This is a genomic window from Mesorhizobium sp. P3_A9 (assembly GCF_056402975.1).
This window is the reverse complement of the sequence record NZ_JBFUGJ010000013.1, coordinates 1-18,976: the sequence shown is the minus strand read 5'-3', so window position 1 is coordinate 18,976 and position 18,976 is coordinate 1. Positions and strand designations below refer to the sequence as shown.

At 61.4% G+C, this 18,976-nt stretch carries 19 protein-coding genes; 7 read left to right on the top strand and 12 right to left on the bottom strand.

What is annotated here, in order from left to right; translation table 11 throughout:
- Position 1: 1 nt before the first annotated feature.
- The 5 genes from AC1DX0_RS04245 to AC1DX0_RS04225 form a co-directional block, all read right to left on the bottom strand.
- Positions 2 to 661, bottom strand: a complete 660-nt coding sequence (locus AC1DX0_RS04245; RefSeq protein ID WP_477219965.1) for a helix-turn-helix domain-containing protein — start codon at positions 659 to 661, stop codon at positions 2 to 4.
- Positions 662 to 819: 158 nt separating this feature from the next.
- Positions 820 to 2,601, bottom strand: coding sequence for a chloride channel protein (locus AC1DX0_RS04240; RefSeq protein ID WP_477354331.1), 1,782 nt, complete (start codon positions 2,599 to 2,601; stop codon positions 820 to 822).
- A 639-nt stretch (positions 2,602 to 3,240) separates the two neighbouring features.
- On the bottom strand, positions 3,241 to 3,882 hold the full coding sequence (locus tag AC1DX0_RS04235; protein WP_477219967.1) for an imm11 family protein: 642 nt from the start codon (positions 3,880 to 3,882) through the stop codon (positions 3,241 to 3,243).
- A 190-nt stretch (positions 3,883 to 4,072) separates the two neighbouring features.
- Complete coding sequence (locus AC1DX0_RS04230) at positions 4,073 to 4,585, bottom strand: cupin domain-containing protein (protein WP_477219968.1); 513 nt, start codon at positions 4,583 to 4,585, stop codon at positions 4,073 to 4,075.
- Between the two features lie 24 nt (positions 4,586 to 4,609).
- Positions 4,610 to 5,338 (bottom strand): NAD-dependent epimerase/dehydratase family protein, encoded by a 729-nt coding sequence (locus AC1DX0_RS04225; RefSeq protein ID WP_477219969.1) that lies wholly within the window; start codon positions 5,336 to 5,338, stop codon positions 4,610 to 4,612.
- Positions 5,339 to 5,400: 62 nt separating this feature from the next.
- Here AC1DX0_RS04225 and AC1DX0_RS04220 point away from each other — a divergent pair, with 62 nt between their 5' ends.
- Positions 5,401 to 5,874, top strand: coding sequence for a MarR family winged helix-turn-helix transcriptional regulator (locus AC1DX0_RS04220; protein ID WP_477219970.1), 474 nt, complete (start codon positions 5,401 to 5,403; stop codon positions 5,872 to 5,874).
- A 37-nt stretch (positions 5,875 to 5,911) separates the two neighbouring features.
- Here AC1DX0_RS04220 and AC1DX0_RS04215 read toward each other — a convergent pair whose 3' ends face one another.
- Positions 5,912 to 6,211 carry a putative quinol monooxygenase gene (locus AC1DX0_RS04215; RefSeq protein ID WP_477219971.1) on the bottom strand — a complete coding sequence of 100 codons (300 nt, stop codon included), beginning with the start codon at positions 6,209 to 6,211 and terminating at the stop codon, positions 5,912 to 5,914.
- A gap of 117 nt (positions 6,212 to 6,328) precedes the next feature.
- On the opposite strand from AC1DX0_RS04215, the gene flhA reads away from it, so the two are divergent.
- Genes flhA through AC1DX0_RS04200 form a run of 3 tightly spaced genes read left to right on the top strand, consistent with a single transcriptional unit; the run spans position 6,329 to position 9,551 of the window.
- Positions 6,329 to 8,416, top strand: a complete 2,088-nt coding sequence (flhA, locus tag AC1DX0_RS04210) for a flagellar biosynthesis protein FlhA (protein ID WP_477354328.1) — start codon at positions 6,329 to 6,331, stop codon at positions 8,414 to 8,416.
- Complete coding sequence (fliR, locus tag AC1DX0_RS04205) at positions 8,413 to 9,165, top strand: flagellar biosynthetic protein FliR (protein WP_027045516.1); 753 nt, start codon at positions 8,413 to 8,415, stop codon at positions 9,163 to 9,165. Before flhA ends, fliR begins: the two co-directional genes overlap by 4 nt.
- A 2-nt stretch (positions 9,166 to 9,167) precedes the next feature.
- Entirely contained in the window at positions 9,168 to 9,551 is a 384-nt protein-coding gene (locus AC1DX0_RS04200; RefSeq protein ID WP_477219973.1) for a hypothetical protein, read from the top strand.
- A 23-nt stretch (positions 9,552 to 9,574) separates the two neighbouring features.
- On the opposite strand, the gene AC1DX0_RS04195 is transcribed toward AC1DX0_RS04200, so the two are convergent.
- The 3 genes from AC1DX0_RS04195 to AC1DX0_RS04185 form a co-directional block, all read right to left on the bottom strand.
- Complete coding sequence (locus AC1DX0_RS04195; protein ID WP_477219974.1) at positions 9,575 to 10,423, bottom strand: DUF1365 domain-containing protein; 849 nt, start codon at positions 10,421 to 10,423, stop codon at positions 9,575 to 9,577.
- 16 nt (positions 10,424 to 10,439) lie between these two features.
- Complete coding sequence (locus AC1DX0_RS04190) at positions 10,440 to 11,786, bottom strand: NAD(P)/FAD-dependent oxidoreductase (RefSeq protein ID WP_477219975.1); 1,347 nt, start codon at positions 11,784 to 11,786, stop codon at positions 10,440 to 10,442.
- Positions 11,787 to 11,939: 153 nt separating this feature from the next.
- Entirely contained in the window at positions 11,940 to 12,326 is a 387-nt protein-coding gene (locus tag AC1DX0_RS04185; protein ID WP_477219976.1) for a DUF2147 domain-containing protein, read from the bottom strand.
- A 124-nt stretch (positions 12,327 to 12,450) separates the two neighbouring features.
- On the opposite strand from AC1DX0_RS04185, the gene AC1DX0_RS04180 reads away from it, so the two are divergent.
- On the top strand, positions 12,451 to 12,861 hold the full coding sequence (locus AC1DX0_RS04180) for a DUF2177 family protein (protein ID WP_477220288.1): 411 nt from the start codon (positions 12,451 to 12,453) through the stop codon (positions 12,859 to 12,861).
- Between the two features lie 6 nt (positions 12,862 to 12,867).
- Here AC1DX0_RS04180 and AC1DX0_RS04175 read toward each other — a convergent pair whose 3' ends face one another.
- The 3 genes from AC1DX0_RS04175 to AC1DX0_RS04165 form a co-directional block, all read right to left on the bottom strand.
- Positions 12,868 to 13,371 carry a hypothetical protein gene (locus AC1DX0_RS04175; RefSeq protein WP_477219977.1) on the bottom strand — a complete coding sequence of 168 codons (504 nt, stop codon included), beginning with the start codon at positions 13,369 to 13,371 and terminating at the stop codon, positions 12,868 to 12,870.
- 83 nt (positions 13,372 to 13,454) lie between these two features.
- On the bottom strand, positions 13,455 to 14,483 hold the full coding sequence (locus AC1DX0_RS04170; protein ID WP_477219978.1) for an SAM-dependent methyltransferase: 1,029 nt from the start codon (positions 14,481 to 14,483) through the stop codon (positions 13,455 to 13,457).
- Positions 14,480 to 15,337: a DUF1295 domain-containing protein gene (locus AC1DX0_RS04165; protein WP_477220289.1), complete on the bottom strand. Its 858-nt coding sequence runs from the start codon at positions 15,335 to 15,337 to the stop codon at positions 14,480 to 14,482. The genes AC1DX0_RS04170 and AC1DX0_RS04165 overlap by 4 nt, the downstream gene beginning before the upstream one ends.
- 675 nt (positions 15,338 to 16,012) lie before the next feature.
- On the opposite strand from AC1DX0_RS04165, the gene AC1DX0_RS04160 reads away from it, so the two are divergent.
- Positions 16,013 to 17,896 carry a tetratricopeptide repeat protein gene (locus tag AC1DX0_RS04160; RefSeq protein WP_477354325.1) on the top strand — a complete coding sequence of 628 codons (1,884 nt, stop codon included), beginning with the start codon at positions 16,013 to 16,015 and terminating at the stop codon, positions 17,894 to 17,896.
- A 655-nt stretch (positions 17,897 to 18,551) separates the two neighbouring features.
- A partial coding sequence (locus tag AC1DX0_RS04155; RefSeq protein ID WP_477354322.1) for a type IV secretory system conjugative DNA transfer family protein occupies positions 18,552 to 18,976 on the top strand: 425 nt, incomplete at its 3' end.

Below are 18,976 nucleotides of genomic sequence, written 5' to 3'. Positions count from 1 at the left end.
CCTACCTGGTCGCGAGCGGTTTCCAGGCCGTGTATTGGTCGAGTTCGGCGCGCACCGAGGTCGGCGGCGCGATGATCCACATCACTTCGGCTCGGCCACTGCCGATGTTCTCGGAGCGATGGGGTGTCGAGGTCGTGTATTCGATGCTGTCGCCTTCCTCGAGCACGTGGCGCGCCTCGCCAAGCGAGACCTCGACGATGCCGCGCAGCACGACGAGCATCTCGTGTGCGTCGCCATGGGTATAGCGATCGGGCCCGGTCGAACCGCCAATGTCGAATTCCCCGACATAGACTTCCATGTCGCTCAGCGGCGGGCGCGACAACAGCATCTTGCGGCAGCCGTCGCTGGGCGGCAGGCTCGGCCGCTCGCTTCGCCTCAGAACGCCATGGTTTTGCGCTGTGCTTTCCTCGAACAACATGGCGACGCTGACGCCAAGCGCCGAAGCCATCTGGTTGAGCGAAGCGGTGCTGGCGCCGGTCAGGCCGCGTTCAAGCTGGCTGATGAAACTGGCGCTCGTCCCGGTCGCTTCCGCAAGCTCCCGCAAGGACAGCCTGCGGGCGAGGCGAAGGCTCTTGAGCCGCATGCCCAGCACCTGATGGGCATGCGTCGCGGCCGATACGTCGCCCGTCTTTACCGAAGCCTTTTCTGACCCCTTGCTCATGCGGCCTTCCACCTCACTTAACACCTTGTACAGTACCACTGTACATCTGGCAAGCCGCGCATGGCGCCAGAAGCGCGCCAATATTCGGGCCGGGCTTGCTCAAATCGGAGGGTGTGTCCGCGGGAAGAGGACGTGCCTACCCGCCGACAAGGAGATGCCTACCCCTCGCCCGACAGGTCCCGGCGCGCCTTTTCGAGTTCTTCGGCATAGCGCCGCATCAGATGGCCCTCGGTCAGCAGTCCGAGCACGATGTGGTCGGTGAAATCCTCGACGACCGCCAGTTCCTCGGCGCCGGCACGCTGGAACGTCTCGGCGGCGGTCTGCACATTCATGCTCGGCACCAGGACGGCATCCTTGTATTGGGCAAGATCGCGCACCGGCACCTCGCCGCCGGCGGGATCGCTGTGCAGTTCGGCCACAATCAGCACGCCGACATACTGATCACCCGGATCGACGGCGATGACGCGCTGCGCGGATCCGAGTGGAATCTGCTTGCGGAAGGCGGCCAGCGTCGTCGAGGCATCGATGGTCTTGATGTCCTTGCGCATCATCGAACCGACGGTGAGGCTGCGCATCCAGCCGACATCGTGGGCGCTGCGGATGGTTTCGCCACGCAAATGGAAGCGCCATGTCGAGAATGAATAGCCGAAGGTTTCGCGCACCAGGATCGCCGCCATGATCGAGGCGGCCAGCACCACCCCGGTCAGCGTCAGGTCGCGTGTCGATTCCAGTGCCAGGAAGGTCATGGTCAGCGGGCCGCCGACGACACCGACGGCAAGCGAGGTCATGCCGACGACGGCGGCGACCGAGGGGTCGATGCCGGTCGCCGGCGAGACCAGCGCCATCACGCCGGCGAATGCCTTGCCGAGCAGCGCACCGAGAAACAGCGAAGCAAAAAACAGGCCGCCGCGAAAGCCGGAGCCGAGCGAGATCGCTGACGCCGCGAGCTTGAGCACGAAGACACTGGCCACCACGGCCAGACCATAGTTCATGGCGAACTCGCGATGCAGCGCGCCATGGCCGCTGGACAGCACCTGCGGCGTGATCAGCCCGAGCAGGCCGACGAGGACACCGCCGATGACCGGGCGCAGCGAGGTATCGACCGACAGCCTGTTGAAACCACGTTCGATCAGCGTCACCAGTTGCATGATGGCGATCGAAGCCGCACCGCCCAGCAGCCCGAGCAGCAGGAACGGCACGTACTGGCTTGGCGTCAGCGCCGGCAGCCCTGAAAGTTCCAGCGGAAACGGCACGCCGCCGAACATCTCCGCCGTCAGCGAGGCCGAGATCGCGGCCGCCATTACAGGCGCGACATTGGCGACCGAATAGATGCCGATGACCAGTTCGAAACCATAGAAGGCACCGGTCAGCGGCGCATCGAAGGCGGCGGCGATGGCGCCGGCCGCACCGCAGCCGACCAGGATGCGGACATCGTTGCGGCGCAGCCTGAAGATGCGCGCCAGCCGCGATGCCAGGCCGGATCCGACCTGTGTATAGCCGGCTTCAAGCCCGACCGAGGCGCCGAAGCCGCTGGAGATCATGGTCTGGCCGGCGATGATGAAGGTGTCGGTCAGCGACATGCGCCCGCCATAGAGCGCGTTGGCCTCGATCGGATCGACGGGAGTGCGGAATTTACGCAACCGCAGCCAGATCACGCTCAGCCCAAGCAAAGCGCCGCCGATCGCCGGTATCAGCGCCTGCACCGGACTGGCGAGCGAGAACATGCCGGAAAGCCGGCCGCCGGGCTGAACGCCGAACAAGAGCCCATGCAGGTCCTGCACGATCTGGCTCATCGCCGTGACCAGTATGCCCGCCATGACCCCGACGACGCCCGCCAGGATGACCACGGCGATGCCGCGCGCCTCGAGCAGAGGAATTGATCTCAGCAGCACCGCRCGCAGCCGGCGGGCGTAGACTTGTGGTTGGTTTCYGGAAAGCACCGGAGCGGCTCGCCGATATCAAAAGGGATTTGCAAGGCTGATACGCCTGGGGATACCGCATGGCAACCACGATACCGCCGACCGAATGTGAGGATCGTTTTCGAACGGCTTGGAGGCTTCTTTTGGTCAATCCCCGAGTTCGCTCACGAAATCGACGCAACGCCTGAAAAGTGGTATTTTAGCCCGTCTTCATTTCCCTCAAGGAGGAGAACATGAGTGCGCGGGGGTTTTTTTCGTTAGCTGCTTGCACGATTTTTTTGAGCTCGTCTGCAATGAGCAGCTCAAGCATAGATATGCCGGTTAAGCAGGATGTTTCATACTCGACGTCTCTTTTGCTCGGTGGCAATGCGGAACAACAGAGCCGGCCGACAGAAGGATTTCTTCAGCTTGCGCAGCAGGACGTTTGCTGTCCTGGCGGTTATCCCTGGTAYCGYAAYTCAACRAACAYGTGTTACGGCAGCTATGAAGATTGCCACGATACCGATGGCGGAGGYTGGTCCTGCAGACAGGTCAACGCCTGCTAGGCCTTCTCCCGAAGAGCAGCGGGAACGATGTGATGAGCACCGCGCACAAGCCGGCGGGCCATATCCTATGGCAATTCGACACTAGCCTCCAATCCGCGTCATCCCACGTTGGACGCTAGACGGCTTCATGTTCGAAATAGAGAATGCCTGTAAGCCCATTTGCCTCGAAGGCGTTCTTCAGGGCTTCGGAAATCATTATTCCGTCGGTGCTGAAATAGCCGCGGTCCAGCCACAGATGCGTGCCACCGATCTTTTGCAGATCGTAGACCAATTTTCCGCCAGGACGATAGAGCCACCGCTTGGGGCGCGCCCCATACTCATTGAAATCAAACGTCGACAAGGCGTCGTTTATGCTGTCGATGCGGTTGCAGGGATAAAACCAGTAGTAAGGGATCGATGACCCGCCATCCTTCCAGACGATCTCAACCTGGGAAAATTGGTGTACGCCCGGTTCGTATTCGTCGACGACACGACGAAGATTTTCGCTGGCGATGAAAATGCTGTGGTGCTTCAGGAGATCCGGAAGCCCTTTTTTCAGCTCGCCATGTCCCCATTTCAGCTGTTTGGGCAGAAAGTCCGTCTCGACGGGGAGGCCTTGCTGAAACTCGTTCTTCCGAACATGCGTCCCATCCTCCAGCGTGGAAAAATCACGAAATTTGCTGAAGTCCACGCCTCTTGGAAAGACTCTTTTGAAATCCCCTCCAACATCGACAACTTTCGTCGGTCGCGATGCGCCATTGATTGTATAGACCGGCAAGAGCGTATCCTCCGTACTGGCATCGGTTCTGCTACTCTCGCATTGGCTGCTATCATACAGCGGATAATCCATAGTAAAGGCCGCCTTTCTGGCGACCAGAGAGGTTGACCGACCTTCTCTGGGTCCCATCAACGAGAAGATTGCAATGGCCGATGCGATCTGCCGGTCAGCTTGAGCGATAGGCCAACCGTCAATCCGGTATCGTCAACGCCCCGCAATCGTCGTCGGCGATGAACGTCGCCAGGAGTTCGGCGGGCTCGGTGGTGCTGGCATTCTCGGCGAAGAGATGGACCGCGCCGGGCGGCTCGAACCAGGTCTGTCCCTCGGTATAGACAGCGGCCGGGCTGCCTTCGAGCTGCGAGCGCAGCGTGCCCTTGAGGACAAAGGCACTGACCGAGCCCGGATGCCGGTGGCGAGGCGTAAAACCGTTGGGCGGAAATGCCACGATCGCCGTGGTGATCGATTTGCCCGGCACGTTGGGCAGCTTTTCGCAGGAGATCGGCGTGACGACCGTCTTCGGCCGTGCTCCGGCGGCACCGTCCGCATCGGTGTTTGCCGTCTGCATGTGCGTTTCCATGCCATCAGGCACGGTGCCAATGAAACCCGGTCCGATCCATTTTGCCGCCAGCGCGAACAGAACCGCGATCGCACTGATAGCGATAAGAGATTGGCCGGTTCGCAAACGAGCTTGATTGCCGTTCATGACGATATCTCCGAACAGATTGCCTCAGGCGGACAGCCGGAAATCGGCATGCCAACCCAGTTCCTCGACGGCCTTTTGTGTCGAGGCGGCCTGGTTGGGCTCCGCCACGTTGAAGACGCCGGGGGCACCCTTTTCGAGTGCGAGCAGCGCGGCATAAGCGGCGGCGTCGACATGCAACGGCGATGCGCCGGCAGCCGCATCGGTTCCCGTTCCCGGCCCATAGAGCTGGCCGTATCGCAGGACGACACCCGCGAATGGCGCGTTGAGAACGGCCTTTTCCAAAGCGATGACACCGCCGACGCTGATGCCGCGATTGCCGCTCGCCCCGCCATCCAGCGGATCGCCTTCGCCATGCGGCTCCGGGCCTGGCGCATAGGCCCAGGCGATGCTTTGCGCCACCATACGCCGGACACCGGACGCGACGGCGGCCGCGACCAGATTGCGCGTGCCTTCATCGCGGATACGGGCATTGCGAACGACCGCTTCGCCCATCCGGCTCGGGTCGAGGCCTGGCGGCAGATCGGTCAGCTGATGGACGACGATGTCAGGCTTAGCGGCAAGCATCACGCGCGATAGCGCCTCGGCATCGAAGACATCCACGACCGCGGGCTCAACGCCGAGGATGCGCAATGTCGCGGCCTTGTCCGCATTGCGCGTGGTGCCCGTCACCTGATGACCTGCGGCCAGAAGCTGCGGGATCAGCCGCTGGCCGATGGCGCCCGAGGCGCCGGCAAGAAAAATTCGATGACCCATCGTCAGGAACTCCACATCGTCGTAGTATCAGTACACGAACAACATATAAGAGCTCTGATATCATGCGCAAGCCCAATCAGCGTCCCTCGGTTCCGGCTCCCGGCGAAGGCAAGCGCGGCGAGGAAGGGTATCTCGGCTATCTCCTGCGGCAAGCCGCCGGCGCGCATCGGCTCAGAATGGACAGGGCGCTGGGCGATCTCGGCGTGACGCAGCCGCAATTTGTCACGCTGACCATGCTTGCCGCCTATCCCGGCCTTTCCAACGCCGATCTTGCCCGGCTGGCGCTGCTTACCCCGCAAACGCTCAGCGTCATCGTCGCCAATCTCGAACGGGCCGGTTCGCTGGTGCGCAAGCCGCATGCCGTTCATGGCCGCATCCAGCATCTCGATCTCAGCGACAGTGGTCAGGCACTGCTGCGCGCCTGCCGCGAGCGCGTGCAGGCAATCGAGAGCGAACTGACGGAAGGCCTATCGGCTGCCGAAGAACGCACTGTCAGGCGCTGGCTGGTCGGCGTCGCCACCACAGCCGAGTCCTGATTGTTTGCCGGTTTCCGACCAGCCGGGCAGCGGCCGATCAGGTCGGCATCGGCTCACCGGCCTCGTAGAGCACGAGATTGCGCTCGCCAATGCCAAGCGCCGGCCAGCTTGAACGCCACGCGGCGATATGCGGCGAGCGGAAATGCGCATCGAGCGCCGCCCTGTCGCGCCACACCTCGGTGACTCTGATCAGCCCCGCGTCGAAGACATCCTGCGCATAGGAATATTCGAGGCAGCCATCCTCGGCACGGCTGCCCGAGATCATGCGCTCCATGTCAGGCCTTGCTTCCTCCAACTTTCCGGCGGGCAAGCGGATCGTGCCAATGATCAGGAGCATGGGTTTCTCTTCCTTCGCGACATCAAGTCCAGCCACTTTCCCACCCTCGCGCAAGCTTGGCCAGCTACCCTCGCCGGGCTGTCCTATGCGCGGCAGCCTATGGGTTCGAGGAAGAGAATGGCGATCAGCGAAAGCATCCAGCCCGGCGCGGTGGCCAAGAACGGCCGCGATGTCTTCTTCGCGCTCGGCATCGTCATCATCCTGGCCGTGCTGTTYCTGCCGATCCCAGCCTTCCTCATCGACATCGGCCTCGCCTTCTCGATCGCGCTGTCAGTGCTGATCCTGATGGTGGCGCTGTGGATTCAGCGGCCGCTCGATTTCTCCTCGTTCCCGACCGTGCTGCTCATCGCCACCATGCTGCGGCTATCCCTCAACATCGCCACCACGCGCATGATCCTGTCGCATGGCAATGAGGGCACGCACGCCGCCGGCTACGTCATCGCCGGCTTCTCCAAGCTGGTAATGGCCAGCGACTTCGTCATCGGCCTCATCGTCTTCATGATCCTGATCGTGGTGAACTTCATCGTCATCACCAAGGGYGCCACGCGTATCGCCGAAGTCGGCGCCCGCTTCACCCTCGACGCCATTCCCGGCAAGCAGATGTCGATCGACGCCGATCTCTCCGCCGGCATGATCGACGACAAGACCGCGCAGCTGCGCCRCCGCGAGCTGGAAGAAGAGAGCTCCTTCTTCGGCTCGATGGACGGCGCCTCGAAATTCGTGCGCGGCGACGCCATCGCCGGCCTCATCATCACCGCCATCAACATCGTCGGCGGCATCGCCATAGGCTACATCAGGCACGGCATGGGCATGGGCGAGGCCGCCGACGTGTTCATCAAGCTGTCTGTCGGCGACGGCCTGGTCACCCAGATCCCGGCGCTGATCGTCTCGCTCGCCGCCGGCCTGCTGGTCTCCAAGGGCGGCACGCGCGGCTCGACCAACCAGGCCGTGTTCGGCCAGCTCGGCGCCCATCCGCGCGCACTCTATGTGGCGGCGGCGCTGCTGATGCTGCTCGGCCTGATGCCCGGCCTGCCGCTGTTCCCGTTCTTTGCACTGGCCGGTGGCATGGCCGCACTCGGCTACATCATTCCGCTGCGCGCCAACCGCGTCCTCGCCGCGGCCGAAGCGGTGAAGACGCAGGAGAAGGTGTCGAAGGCCGAGGAAGAGAAGAACTCGGTCAAGGCCTCGCTCGCCACCGCCGAGATCGAACTCCTGATCGGCAAGCAGCTTTCGACCCGCCTCTTGGTGTCGCATCAGGAACTGGTGTTCCGCATGGGCAAGATGCGCAAGAAATTCGCCCAGCAGTACGGCTTCGTCGTGCCGGAAGTGCGCGTTGCCGACGATTTCGCTATCCCGCCGAAAAGCTACCAGATCAAGGTGCATGGCACSGTGGTCGCCGAATAYYCGATGCGCGTCGGCGAGATCATGGTGCTGCTCGGCAMCCGYGAGSTGCCCGAMATTCCGGGTGAAGAGATCCGCGAGCCGGCCTTCGGCATGCGCGCCTATTCCGTCATGGAAACCTTCGCCGAGGATCTGAAGCGCGAGAACTACACCTTTGCCGACAACATGTCGGTGCTGCTCACCCATCTCTCCGAGGTTATCCGCAACAACCTGCCGCAGCTCCTGTCCTACAAGGACATGAAGGCGCTGCTCGAACGCCAGGACCAGGAATACCGCAAGCTCGCCGACGAGATATGCACCACGCACATCTCCTATCCCGGCCTGCAGGCGGTGCTGAAGTTGCTGCTCGCCGAGCGCGTCTCGATCCGCAATCTGCACCTGATCATCGAGGCCATCGCCGAGATCGCGCCGCATGTGCGCCGCACCGAGCAGATCGTCGAGCATGTCCGCATCCGCATGGCTCAGCAGATCTGCGGCGACCTCTCGGAGGGCGGCGTGCTCAAGGTGCTGCGTCTCGGCAACCGCTGGGACCTCGCCTTCCACCAGAGCCTCAAGCGCGACGCCAAGGGCGAGGTGCGCGAGTTCGACATCGATCCGCGCCAGCTCGAGGAATTCGGCCAGGACGCCACCAAGGCGATCAAGAAATTCCTCGAGGCCGGCGAGCGTTTCGTCCTCGTCACCGCACCTGACGCCCGCCCCTATGTGCGCATGATCATCGAGCGCCTGTTCACCACGCTGCCGGTGCTCTCCCATGTCGAAATCGCCAAGGGCGTCGAGATCAGGGTGCTCGGGACCATATCGTGAGCGTTCTCTCGCAGAGCGTCGTCATCGCGGCGTTCCTCGCCTTCTGCCGCATCGGCGCCTGTTTCATGCTGATGCCGGGCCTGTCCAGCGCCCGCGTGCCGGTGCAGGTCAGGCTGTTCGTGGCGGTCGCCGCCACCGGCGGCCTGCTCGCCTTCCTGTGGGACCGCATCATTCCCTTCGTCGATCCGCGCCCGCAGATCCTGGTGCCGATGATCATCTCGGAACTTCTGGTCGGCGGGCTGATCGGCGCCATGACCAGGCTTTACATGGAAGCCCTGCGCTTCATGGGCTCGGCCATCGCTATGCTGATCGGCTATGGCGGCTCGGGCGGACCGGCGATCGAGGAGCCGGAACCGCAGGCCGCCCTTGCCGCCATCATCTCGTTCTCGGCGCTGTTGATGCTGTTCGTCTTCGATTTCGACCACGAGATCGTCCGCGCTTTGGTGGCGTCCTACACCGTCGCGCCGGTCAACATCTTCTTCAACCCGCAGGCAGCCCTCGTCGACATCACCGACACCGTGTCGGACACGTTCTTTCTGGTCATCCGCCTCGGCAGCCCGTTTGTCGCCTATGCTATTCTGGTCAATCTGACGATCGGCTTCGTCAACAAGCTGACCCCACAGATCCCGATCTATTTCATCTCCCAGCCCTTCGTCATCGCCGGCGGCATGATCATCTTCTATTTCGCCATCGGCACCATGCTGTCGCTGTTCGTCGACGGCTTCGTCGACCTGACTTTGGCGAGGTAGCGATGAGCACGCGCAAGGATCGCCTGAAGAAACTGGTCAAGGTGCAGGAACAACTGAAGGCGCTGCACGAGACGCGCCACGCCACTTTCCTCGCCGCGGCAAACGCGGCGGAAGCCGAGGCCAGGGAGTTGATCGGCCATTTCGACCAGGACAATTCGCTGTCCAGCCTGTTCCCCGATCTCTACCACCGCCGCATCGCCCAGGCGGTCGTGCGCCAGGAGACGAGCCTGGAAAGCGCCAGGCAGGAAGTCGGCCTCATTGCCGCAGCAAGCGCGCGCACCAACATGGTCGAGCGCGCCTACAAGGACATACGCAACCGCGACGAGCGCGAGAGCGCCGACCGCGAACGGCTGGACCTGATCGCGCAGAAGCGGCACGAGGAGTAGCGGCGGGACTCTGGCACCCGGGCTTACTTGCGAACAGCGCTCGGCTCCGTCTCGTGGGTCAAGCCGTATTGGGTACGGACTGCAGCCTTCGGGGTCGGATGAAAGCGCGCGCCTTTCAGCCAAAGCTTTAGCGCTTCCCAGTGAATGCCAGCGATGATCTTCAACGTGACGAAGGGAAATTTGACCAGGCACGCGCCAAGGTCCGGCGTGGCGAGCGGGCGCGCGGCGCCGGCAAAGGTCGCCGCCAGCAGCGGTTCGCCATTTTCCGTCTCGTGGATGCGCAGCCTGACCGTCTTGCCCGGCGGCAGAATGCGAAAATAGTAGCGTGCGTCCATACCGACGAAGGGCGAGACATGGAAGAGCTTAGCTTGCGTCTGGCGCACCCCTGCAGGGCCGAGTTCGCCCGGCCGGATCGGCGACACGTAGATATGCCGGCCACCGAACGTGTTGCGCACCGCATAGATCAACGCGATCAGCGCACCGGCCTCGTCGTAGCAGAAATACACAGAGATCGGATTGAAGACGTAGCCGAAGATGCGGGGATAGGCGAGCAGCAGCACGCGCGCCGCCGGTTCGCCAAGGCCGGCATCGACGAGCAGCCTGTCGACGAAAGCCCGCAGCGTTTCGCCTTGGGTGCCGACGTGATCGCTCTCATGGAAAGAGGCCAGGCCGGGCCGGTTGACCTGCAACAGCCATGTCATGCGGCCAAGCTCGGCAAGCCTGTCTATATCGACCAGCAACGAGAACACGCGATAGACGAAGCGGTGGCCGAACGGCTTCAGCCGCGCATGCATGACCTCACCCGGATACAGCACGCCCGCCGCCAGCGGCGGCGGACCATTTTGCTCCAGGGTGGTGACGCGTTGCTCCATGTCCGGGAAATGCTTTCTATTCTGCCGCCAGGAGAACTCCGGGCAAAGCGCCCTCGCCGCGCCGCCATGGCACTTCAGCGCCGAGCGCAATCGCCGCGTTGAGGCCCGAGCGCAAGCCATCCTCATGAAAGCCGTGTCCGGTCCACGCACCCGCGAAATAGGTGCCGCGCACGCCCTGTATGTCGTCGAGACGAGCTTGCGCGGACAGGGCGCGCGCATCGTACTGCGGATGGTCGAACATCCATTCGCCGAAGACCAGTTCCGGGCGCGGCTCGACGACCGGATTGAGTGAAACGAAGAGCGGCTTTGCCGCGTCGATCCCCTGCAGGCGGTTCATCCAGTAGGTGACCGACACTTCCGGTTCGTTGCGGTCGCAGGAGCAGCGCAGATAGTTCCACGCCGCCCAGGCGGCCCGCCGCTTCGGCATCAGGCGCGGGTCCCGGTGCAGGACGACCCGGTTGGGGTGGTACGATATGGCTGACAGGATCGATTCCTCGACGCTCGAGGCGTCGCCGAGCATGGCCAGTGCCTGGTCGCTGTGGCCGGCGATGATCACATTGTCGAAGCGCTCCGGCGCGTCATCACCGGCCCACACGGTAATGCCGAACGCATCGCGCACCATTGTCTTGACCGGTGACGACAGGCGCAGCACCGACCCGAGCGGCGCCAGCAGCTTTTGCAGATAGTTGCGCGAACCGCCACTCACCGTGCGCCACATCGGCCGCGTATCATTGTCGATCAGCCGATGGTTCTCGAAGAAGCTGATGAAGCTTGCAGCCGGATAGTCCAGCATTTTGGCGCGCGGCGTCGACCAGATCGCCGCCGCCATCGGGATCAGATAATTGTCGCGAAAGCCCGCGGAGAAACCACGGGTGCGCAGATAGTCTCCGATGGAAACATTGCCCAGCGTGCCGCTGTCGCGCTCGGCGATGCATGCCTTGTTGAAGCGCAGGATTTCGCGCAGCATCCAGAGGAAGCCGGGTGAAAAGACATTGCGCTTCTGGGCGAAGATGGTGCGCAGCGTCGAGCCGCACCATTCGAGCTTGCCGCCATCCAGCGAAAGCGAAAAGCCCATGTCGCTCTCATGCGTGGCCACACCGAGATGCGAAAACATCGCGGTGAGATCCGGGTAGGCCAGCTCGTTGTAGACGATGAAGCCCGTGTCGACCGAAATCGGTGTCCCGTCATAATCGATGTCGACCGTGGCGGTATGGCCGCCCGCGCGATGCGAAGCCTCATAAAGAATTACGTCGGCACTCGGGTGCAAAGCCCACGCGGCGGCAGCGCCGGAAATGCCCGAGCCGATGATGGCGATTTTCTTCCGGCCGTTGGAGCCACCACGGTGAATGGGCACAATGTTCATCGAAAATCCTTGTTGGAAATCAAGTCTGTAAGGTGCGGGCGGCACCCGGGAACCTTTGTAGATACGGGAGGATCCGGCGTGAGTTTCACTGTGCAGTCGGGGTATTTCGTCGCGAGGTGAAGAGGGGTCAGATCTGCCCGGTTGCTCGCATCGTCAGCGGGCGCGGGACCAGTTGACCGACTTGCAAACCAGGCCGCCGACAAGGCAGCCGCGCGTGACCAGTTTCTGCCCCGCCACCTTGAGCTGGATCGCATAAGTCAGCGCGCGCTTCGCATCGAAGGCCTTGCCGGCGAGCGTGTCGGCCGACTTCGGCTGCAGCGTCATGACAAGCTTGTCGCCGACGGCTTCACCGCCGCTGGTGTCCTTGATCCAGACATTGGTGGCGCAGATGTTCGAACCGCATGGGGCGATCCGGACTTTTGCGTTTCCATCGCCGCGGTTCCACGTGCCGCTCGGGTCAGGTGCCGATGCCGCAAACGCCGATCCGCAGAACGAGACAAAAATTACCAGGCCTGCCGCCGCTGCCAGTCGGTTCATCATTCACCCTGTCATCTCGTTTTATGAAGCTACGGGCGACAGGAAGCGTGAGTTTCGGTCGGTCGAAACTATCGCCGGGCAAAACCGTTCCTGAACGACGGCCAACGCGATTTTTGGAGCGGACATGATCAAGACCTACGGCATCGCCTATCTGACGACGGCAGTCGTGTTCCTGTGCATCGACGCCGTCTGGCTGACGGTGATGAGCAGCCGGCTTTACAAGCCGCTGCTGGGGCCGATCCTGCTCGATGATTTCAACATCAAGGCGGCAGCGCTTTTCTACGTCATCTACATCGCCGGTGCCGTCTACTTCGCGGTGCAGCCTGCTTTGCAGAGTGGATCATGGACGACCGCGACGGTGAACGGTGCAGTGTTCGGCTTCTGCGCCTACGCCACCTACGATCTGACCAATCAGGCGACGCTGAAGAACTGGCCGGTCGCAGTCACCATAGCTGATATCTGCTGGGGAACCGTGCTCACCGCGATCGCGGCGACGGCAGGTTTTCTCGTCTCCAGCGCTTTGTCGCGACCTGCGTAGCAGCCGTTAGCGCTTGGCCGGGGAACTGATCAGGTTCATCACGAGAAGACCGATGAAGGCGGTAAGCGTGCCGGCGCTCAGTGCGTTCATCTTCAAAAAGCCCGCATATTCCTCGGCCGAGTAGAGGTGGATTGGGGCGCCGTAGCGTCCGTGCAGGACCGTGAAGGCCAGCATGCCGACGACCGCTATTGCGATCGCGATGATGCGTTCGCCGGGTCGGAACAGCACGAAGCCGAGCAGCACGCAGGGCAGCAGGAAGATCTCCACGCCGGAGGCGACGCCGAATACCTCAGCGCTGAGCACCGTGTTGCCGATACCGGCGAGCGTCAGCAACGCCCGCCCGGCGCGGCTGTTGACGCGGGCGACTGCCGGAACCGCCAGGAAGAATGGCGTCGAAAGGAATGTGTAGAAGGTTGGCGCGATGTCGGGGCCGACGCACCAGTAGACATAGAGCGGATAGAACGGCTGGTTCCACAGCACGACAAGAGCGACCAGATTGGCGGTGCTCACGAGAGGGTCGTCATGCGCGAAGTAAGCCTTCGCCGCGTTCCAGAACGTCCTCAACATTCCCGATCGAACCGGCGTTTCCAATCTCATGCGGCCGCGCGCAGGCGATAGTGGCTGACGCCCCATTCCTCGCCATTCTTGTGTCCGAACAGCCCGGCGGTGGCGAGAAAAAACAGACGCCAGCGCCGGCGCCAGATCAAGGCCTCCTTGCCGTAGACCTCGGCGAGAATGCGGTCGATCTCGGGCAGGTTGGCGTCCATGTTGACGAGCCACTGGTTTGCGGTGCGCTGGTAATTGCGGCCATTCCATCGCCATTCCTGCTCGACGTCGAACAGGGCCGGGAAATGCCGGATCAGATCGTGGCTCGGCATGATGCCGCCGGTGAAGAAGTGCTGGGCAATCCAGTCGGATTTGTCGCGATGGTCGAATCGATAAGACCGGCTCTTGTGGGTGAAGACATGGATGAAAAGCCGCCCCTCCCGCGTCAGCCAGGAGTGCACGCGTTCGAGCAACTTTTGCCAGTTCGACATATGCTCGAACATCTCGACCGAGACGATCCGGTCGAACATGCCGTTCGGATGAAAACTGTTCATGTCGGCAGTGATGACGCGGATGTTGGCGAAGCCCCTCTCCCGAGCCTGCGCTTCGATATACGCCCTCTGAGGTGCCGAGTTGGAGACCGCGGTAATCCTGGCGGCGGGAAAACGCTCCGCCATGAACAGCGTCAGCGAACCCCAGCCGCAGCCGAGTTCGAGGATGTCCTGGCCATTGGCGAGATCGGCGTGAGCAACGGTTTCCTCCAGCGCGAGCAGCTCGGCCTGCGCCAGGCTTTCATCACCGCGCCGGTAAAGACAGGAGGAGTATTTGCGCCGCGGCCCGAGCACCAGCCCAAAGAAAGCCGGCGGCAATTCGTAGTGCTGTTCGTTGGCGGCTTGCGTGTGCTCGGCTATCGGATGATCGGCCATCGCGTGAACGAAGGCCTGCTCATGCATACCGGGGTTTTCGAGTAGATTTCGGCGCGTGCGTCCGACCAGGAAGTCGATCCCCGTCCGGGTCACGGGATCGGGAAACGGGCTGCGTTCGACGGTGCGTATGGCGGATGCGATGAGGCTCACGATGCCTGGCCTTTCGATGTCTGTGGAGGGATATTGCGGGGCGGCCCCGGCCAGAACGCATTGACGCGCGCCTGGTAGGTTCGGAACGCTTCGCCACGCGATTTCAGCATGTGCGCTTCAAGCGGCGGGATGCCGGACACATGGACCAGGAGCCAGTACATGAAGATCGGGCCCGAGATGGCGACCCAGCCCCATGGGTAGGCACCGGTGAGGTCCAACGCGATCGCGACATAGGCCAGCCAACCGAACCACTCGAAGAAATAGTTGGGATGGCGTGAGAGCCCCCAAAGCCCGACGTCACAGACTTTTCCGCTGTTAGCAGGATCTTTGCGAAACAGCGCAAGCTGGCGGTCGGCCAGGCCCTCGCCAAGAATGGCAATCGCCAGGATCGCGATGCCCAGCCAGTCGCCGATTTGCAGATGCGGCGCCGGATTGCGGGCTGCGGCGAAGATGGACAGCACAAGCAGCAAGGCAGCGCCGGCCTGCACCTGCAGAAACAGAAAAAGCCGGCGTGGAAAATCCTTACCCCATTCGCTGCGCAATTGCGCGTAACGCGGATCGTCGCCACCGTGCAGGGTCCTGGCGACGATATGCCAGCCAAGCCTGACCGACCAAATCGCCGCGAGCAGGGCGACGATGACAGGCCTTGTCATCGATTGCTGCCAGCCGGACAATGGAACCAACGCCATGGCGATGCCGGCGGCGCCCACCGCAAACGACCAGATCGCATCCACCCAGCCGGACTTGCCGCTTCGAATGGCAATCGCCCACGCGATCGCCATCACAAGCGACAGACAAATGGCTGCACCGAAAAACAAGCTTGCAAACGTCACATCGTAGCCCTGCACGATCATCGCGATCTGTTGCGTGAGGTACGGATCGGTGTGGAGGCAAGTTTCCCGCGCCCCACCCAAATGCGAACCGGCAAGCCTGCCACAAGCTTGTTGAGGCATGGTCAGGCTAAGGAAACCCGGCAAAAAGGCGGACTTTCTTGGCGATTTCACCACCCAGCGAGCGCCGGGCAAGAAAGTCGGCCTCATTGCCGCGGCAAGCGTGCGCACCGACATGGTCGAGCGCCTACAAGGACGTGCGCAACCGCGACGAACACGAGAGCACCGACCGCGAGCGTCTGGGCCTGATCGCGCAGAAGCGCCACGAGGACTAGCTGCGGAACCTGGTATGATCCGGAATTGACTCTTACGGGCGGCGCGACGTGAACGACTGTCGCTTGCGCCATGCAGTGAAGCCTGGCCCGAATCGGTTCAAACTCTAAATCTTCATACTGATGTCAAACCCCGTAGTGAACGTTTACCGTTCAACCAATTCAAGATCGTACTTCACATCGATCCAGATCCAGTGTGAATATGGTTTTGGCAAACAGCCTGCAAAAAGAAACACGGCATCGGTGACCTCTTGCTTCCGCATATTGTTGCGAATTATAGTTTCTGCTAGTTGTCTCGCTGCCATCCGAATTATCAATTTAATTGCACGACGCATTGACAATCGGCGCCAGCCTGGAAAGAGCCGAAATGGATAACACTGATCCGCGTCCGGAAGAATCGGCGCCACTGTATTCAGAATATACGGTGTCGGTCGAAAATGCTCCGCCAGGCCGCGTGAGATTTTTTATCCGGTGCGAGGCTAATGGCAAGTATAGAAACTGGGAAGGCTGGCAGGATGAGGAGTTCTGGTTCCCTCCGTCAATGCTTCACATCAAAAATGATAACTGCGTGTCCTTTTCCCGCGCTCTGGTGTGGGATGTAGAGGATCAAGAACGCATGCTTTTGGGACTGGATGGAGAGTCCTCTTTCAAGTTTCCATTTGTTTACTCTGCTCCAGCCGCGTCGCCAACGAAAGCGAACGCGGATCCCTTGAGCATGCTTCTCGCAGAAATGAACCGCGCTGATGCGAGCGTCCAAAGTATTGCCAATACTCAGGCGGGCAATGGCAGCCTGAACGCACCATCGGCCAAAGGTCCCACATCCACTGCGCCCAAACCTCGAAAGCTGCTGATCACCACGATTGCGGTCGCTGCGGTTGCGTGTTGCCTGATTGTTGTTGCCATTAATCTTAACGCCAGCCGGTTGGCCTCGGGCAACGGGGACAAAAGCGGGGCGTCGCAAGAGGTTGTGGCTGCACAAGATGCGACACCGGAACCATCGCCAGCAAAGCAAGCAAGCGCTCCATCAATCGACTCTCAGACGGCGACAGCTCAATCGGCACCATTGGCGACTGTCGCCGAGGCGCAGAACCTGCGGCGTGAAAAGGAAACGCAGCCGGCAGCTCAGCAGCCGCGCATTGCCGAACAGCCTCCTATTGCCGAGCACCCGCCCGTTGCTGAACAGCAGCTCGTTGCCAAGCATCCGCCCGTTGCCGATCAGCCGCCCGCTGCCGACCAGCAGCGCATTGCTGAGCAGCAGCTAGCTGCTAAGCACCCACCCGTTGCCGATCAGCCACCTGTTGCCGACCAGCAGCGCATTGCTGAGCAGCAGCGTCTTGTCGACCAACAGCGTCTTGCCGACCAGCAGCGCCTTGCCGAGCAGCAGCGTCTTGCCGAGCAGCAGCGTCTTGCCGACCAGCAGCGCCTTGCCGACCAGCAGCGCCTTGCCGACCAGCAGCGCCTTGCCGACCAGCAGCGWCTTGCCGACCAGCAGCGTCTTGCCGACCAGCAGCGCCTTGCCGACCAGCAGCGCCTTGCCGACCAGCAGCGCATCGCCGAGGAGCAGCGAAAGGCGCAAGAGTTGGAGCTGGCCCGCAAGGCACAAGATGAACAAGAAGACGTACTTAGACAGAAGGAACAGCAGCAACAGGAAGACAATCGACAAGCTGCGGAGCAATGTGATCTTTTGGCGGGAAATCCTAACGATCCGCGGCGAACAGGCGACGGAGCTTCCTTTGACGCCCTGAAGAACCAGGTCCAGGCAGCGATAGCGGCCTGTAATCGGGCCACATCGGCTTTCCCTAATGAATTGCGGTACCAGTACCAACTAGCGCGGGCAACACAAGCGGTTGACAAGCCCAAGGCCTTCGGGATGCAGAAGAGGGTTGCCGCGCAAAACTATCCTGCGGCCTTCGACAATTTAGGCTGGCTCTATATGATTGTGGCACGGAACAAGGCAGCCGCCGTTAAGCAGTTCCGGATTGGAGCCCAGCTCGGCGATCCGGATTCGATGGTGAGTCTCGCTGAGATGATTGACAAGGGGATCTATCGTCCGGCTGACCCGGTCGGCGAGAAGATCCAACTTTATACACGCGCAGCCTCACTGGGTCATCAGGGTGCTGTATTGGCACTGGAGGATGCAAAGCAGGAGGCTTTTCAGATGGAACAACAGCGTGCATCGGATCAGCAGGCCCAGCAGATGTTGCTGGGAGTGTTCGGCGCGGTGCTGAATGGGRCGCTGAAGAAGAACTGAGTAAGACGCCATAGATCTACGAAATTATATTACCGTCAACGGCCGCGCGGCCGATCTTTTTGGCGCTTGATGGTACGATCTGTTTTGGGGGGCTGTAAACTCGGACTCGTGTTGTTTTCTGGAACCGGTTGCCGTTGCGGAATTTCCGAGGCACGCCCCGCCGAACGGACCTCGCGGCCCAGCTTTCTCGATCGCTCCCGATCTTCGGCCAATTGCCCAGCGGCATCCAAGGCAGTATCTGACGCATGCTCTTTTTTTTCTCGCCTTTGCTCAACAAGCTCCTTGGCAGCATCGGGTTCTAGTTTCCTTTGCTCTTCGCCAGTCAGTTGTGGAGTGTAGACAGAGCCCCGCGCCACTAAACTGATACCTATCAAGCCCATTCCCACTGCTGAAGTGACTTGATCTCCCAACGCTTTGCGAGGCGGTCGCCCGGTCGGCCGTCCATCTCCCATGAGAAATTCCCCCTGCTTTAGAATGAAACAGTATTAGCATGGACAGCTCGGTTGTCCGCGAGATCGAATTTCAACCTCAATCACTCTTCGACTGTCAATTGACACGAATTTTAGCTCTTGCTCAAGGCCGAGGATTGCGAATTCTGCAGTCGTCGGGTATCGCTGGAATATACCATCGCGGGTTCTTCTAAACTGGTGAGCGCTTGTCGTACCTGAAGGTTCTGGGCTCGGTTGCAAACCTAGTTGCCGCGGTGGCAAACAGCAGACGCTATCGCAGCGCTGTTCGCAGCCTGGCCAACAGCGATGCACATGGCAGCGCACGATTCCTTACACCAGCCGAAATAGTCGATGAAGAGCTTACTGTCACTGCGATAGGACAACCGAACGGCTTACTTTTGGGTGGCAGTGATCCAGAAGAAGGCGGAGAAGTTGTCATCTGCTATCCCGGCGATAGGCATCTCATCACGTTTGCCCCAACGCGATCAGGCAAAGGAGCCTGCCACGTCGTTCCCAATCTACTTTTTTACACCGGTACCGCGTTCATCATCGACGTGAAGGGGGAGAACTTCCTGGCAACCCAGCGTCGGCGGCGTGCGTTCAGTCAGGTCCATGCCTTCGCACCTTACGA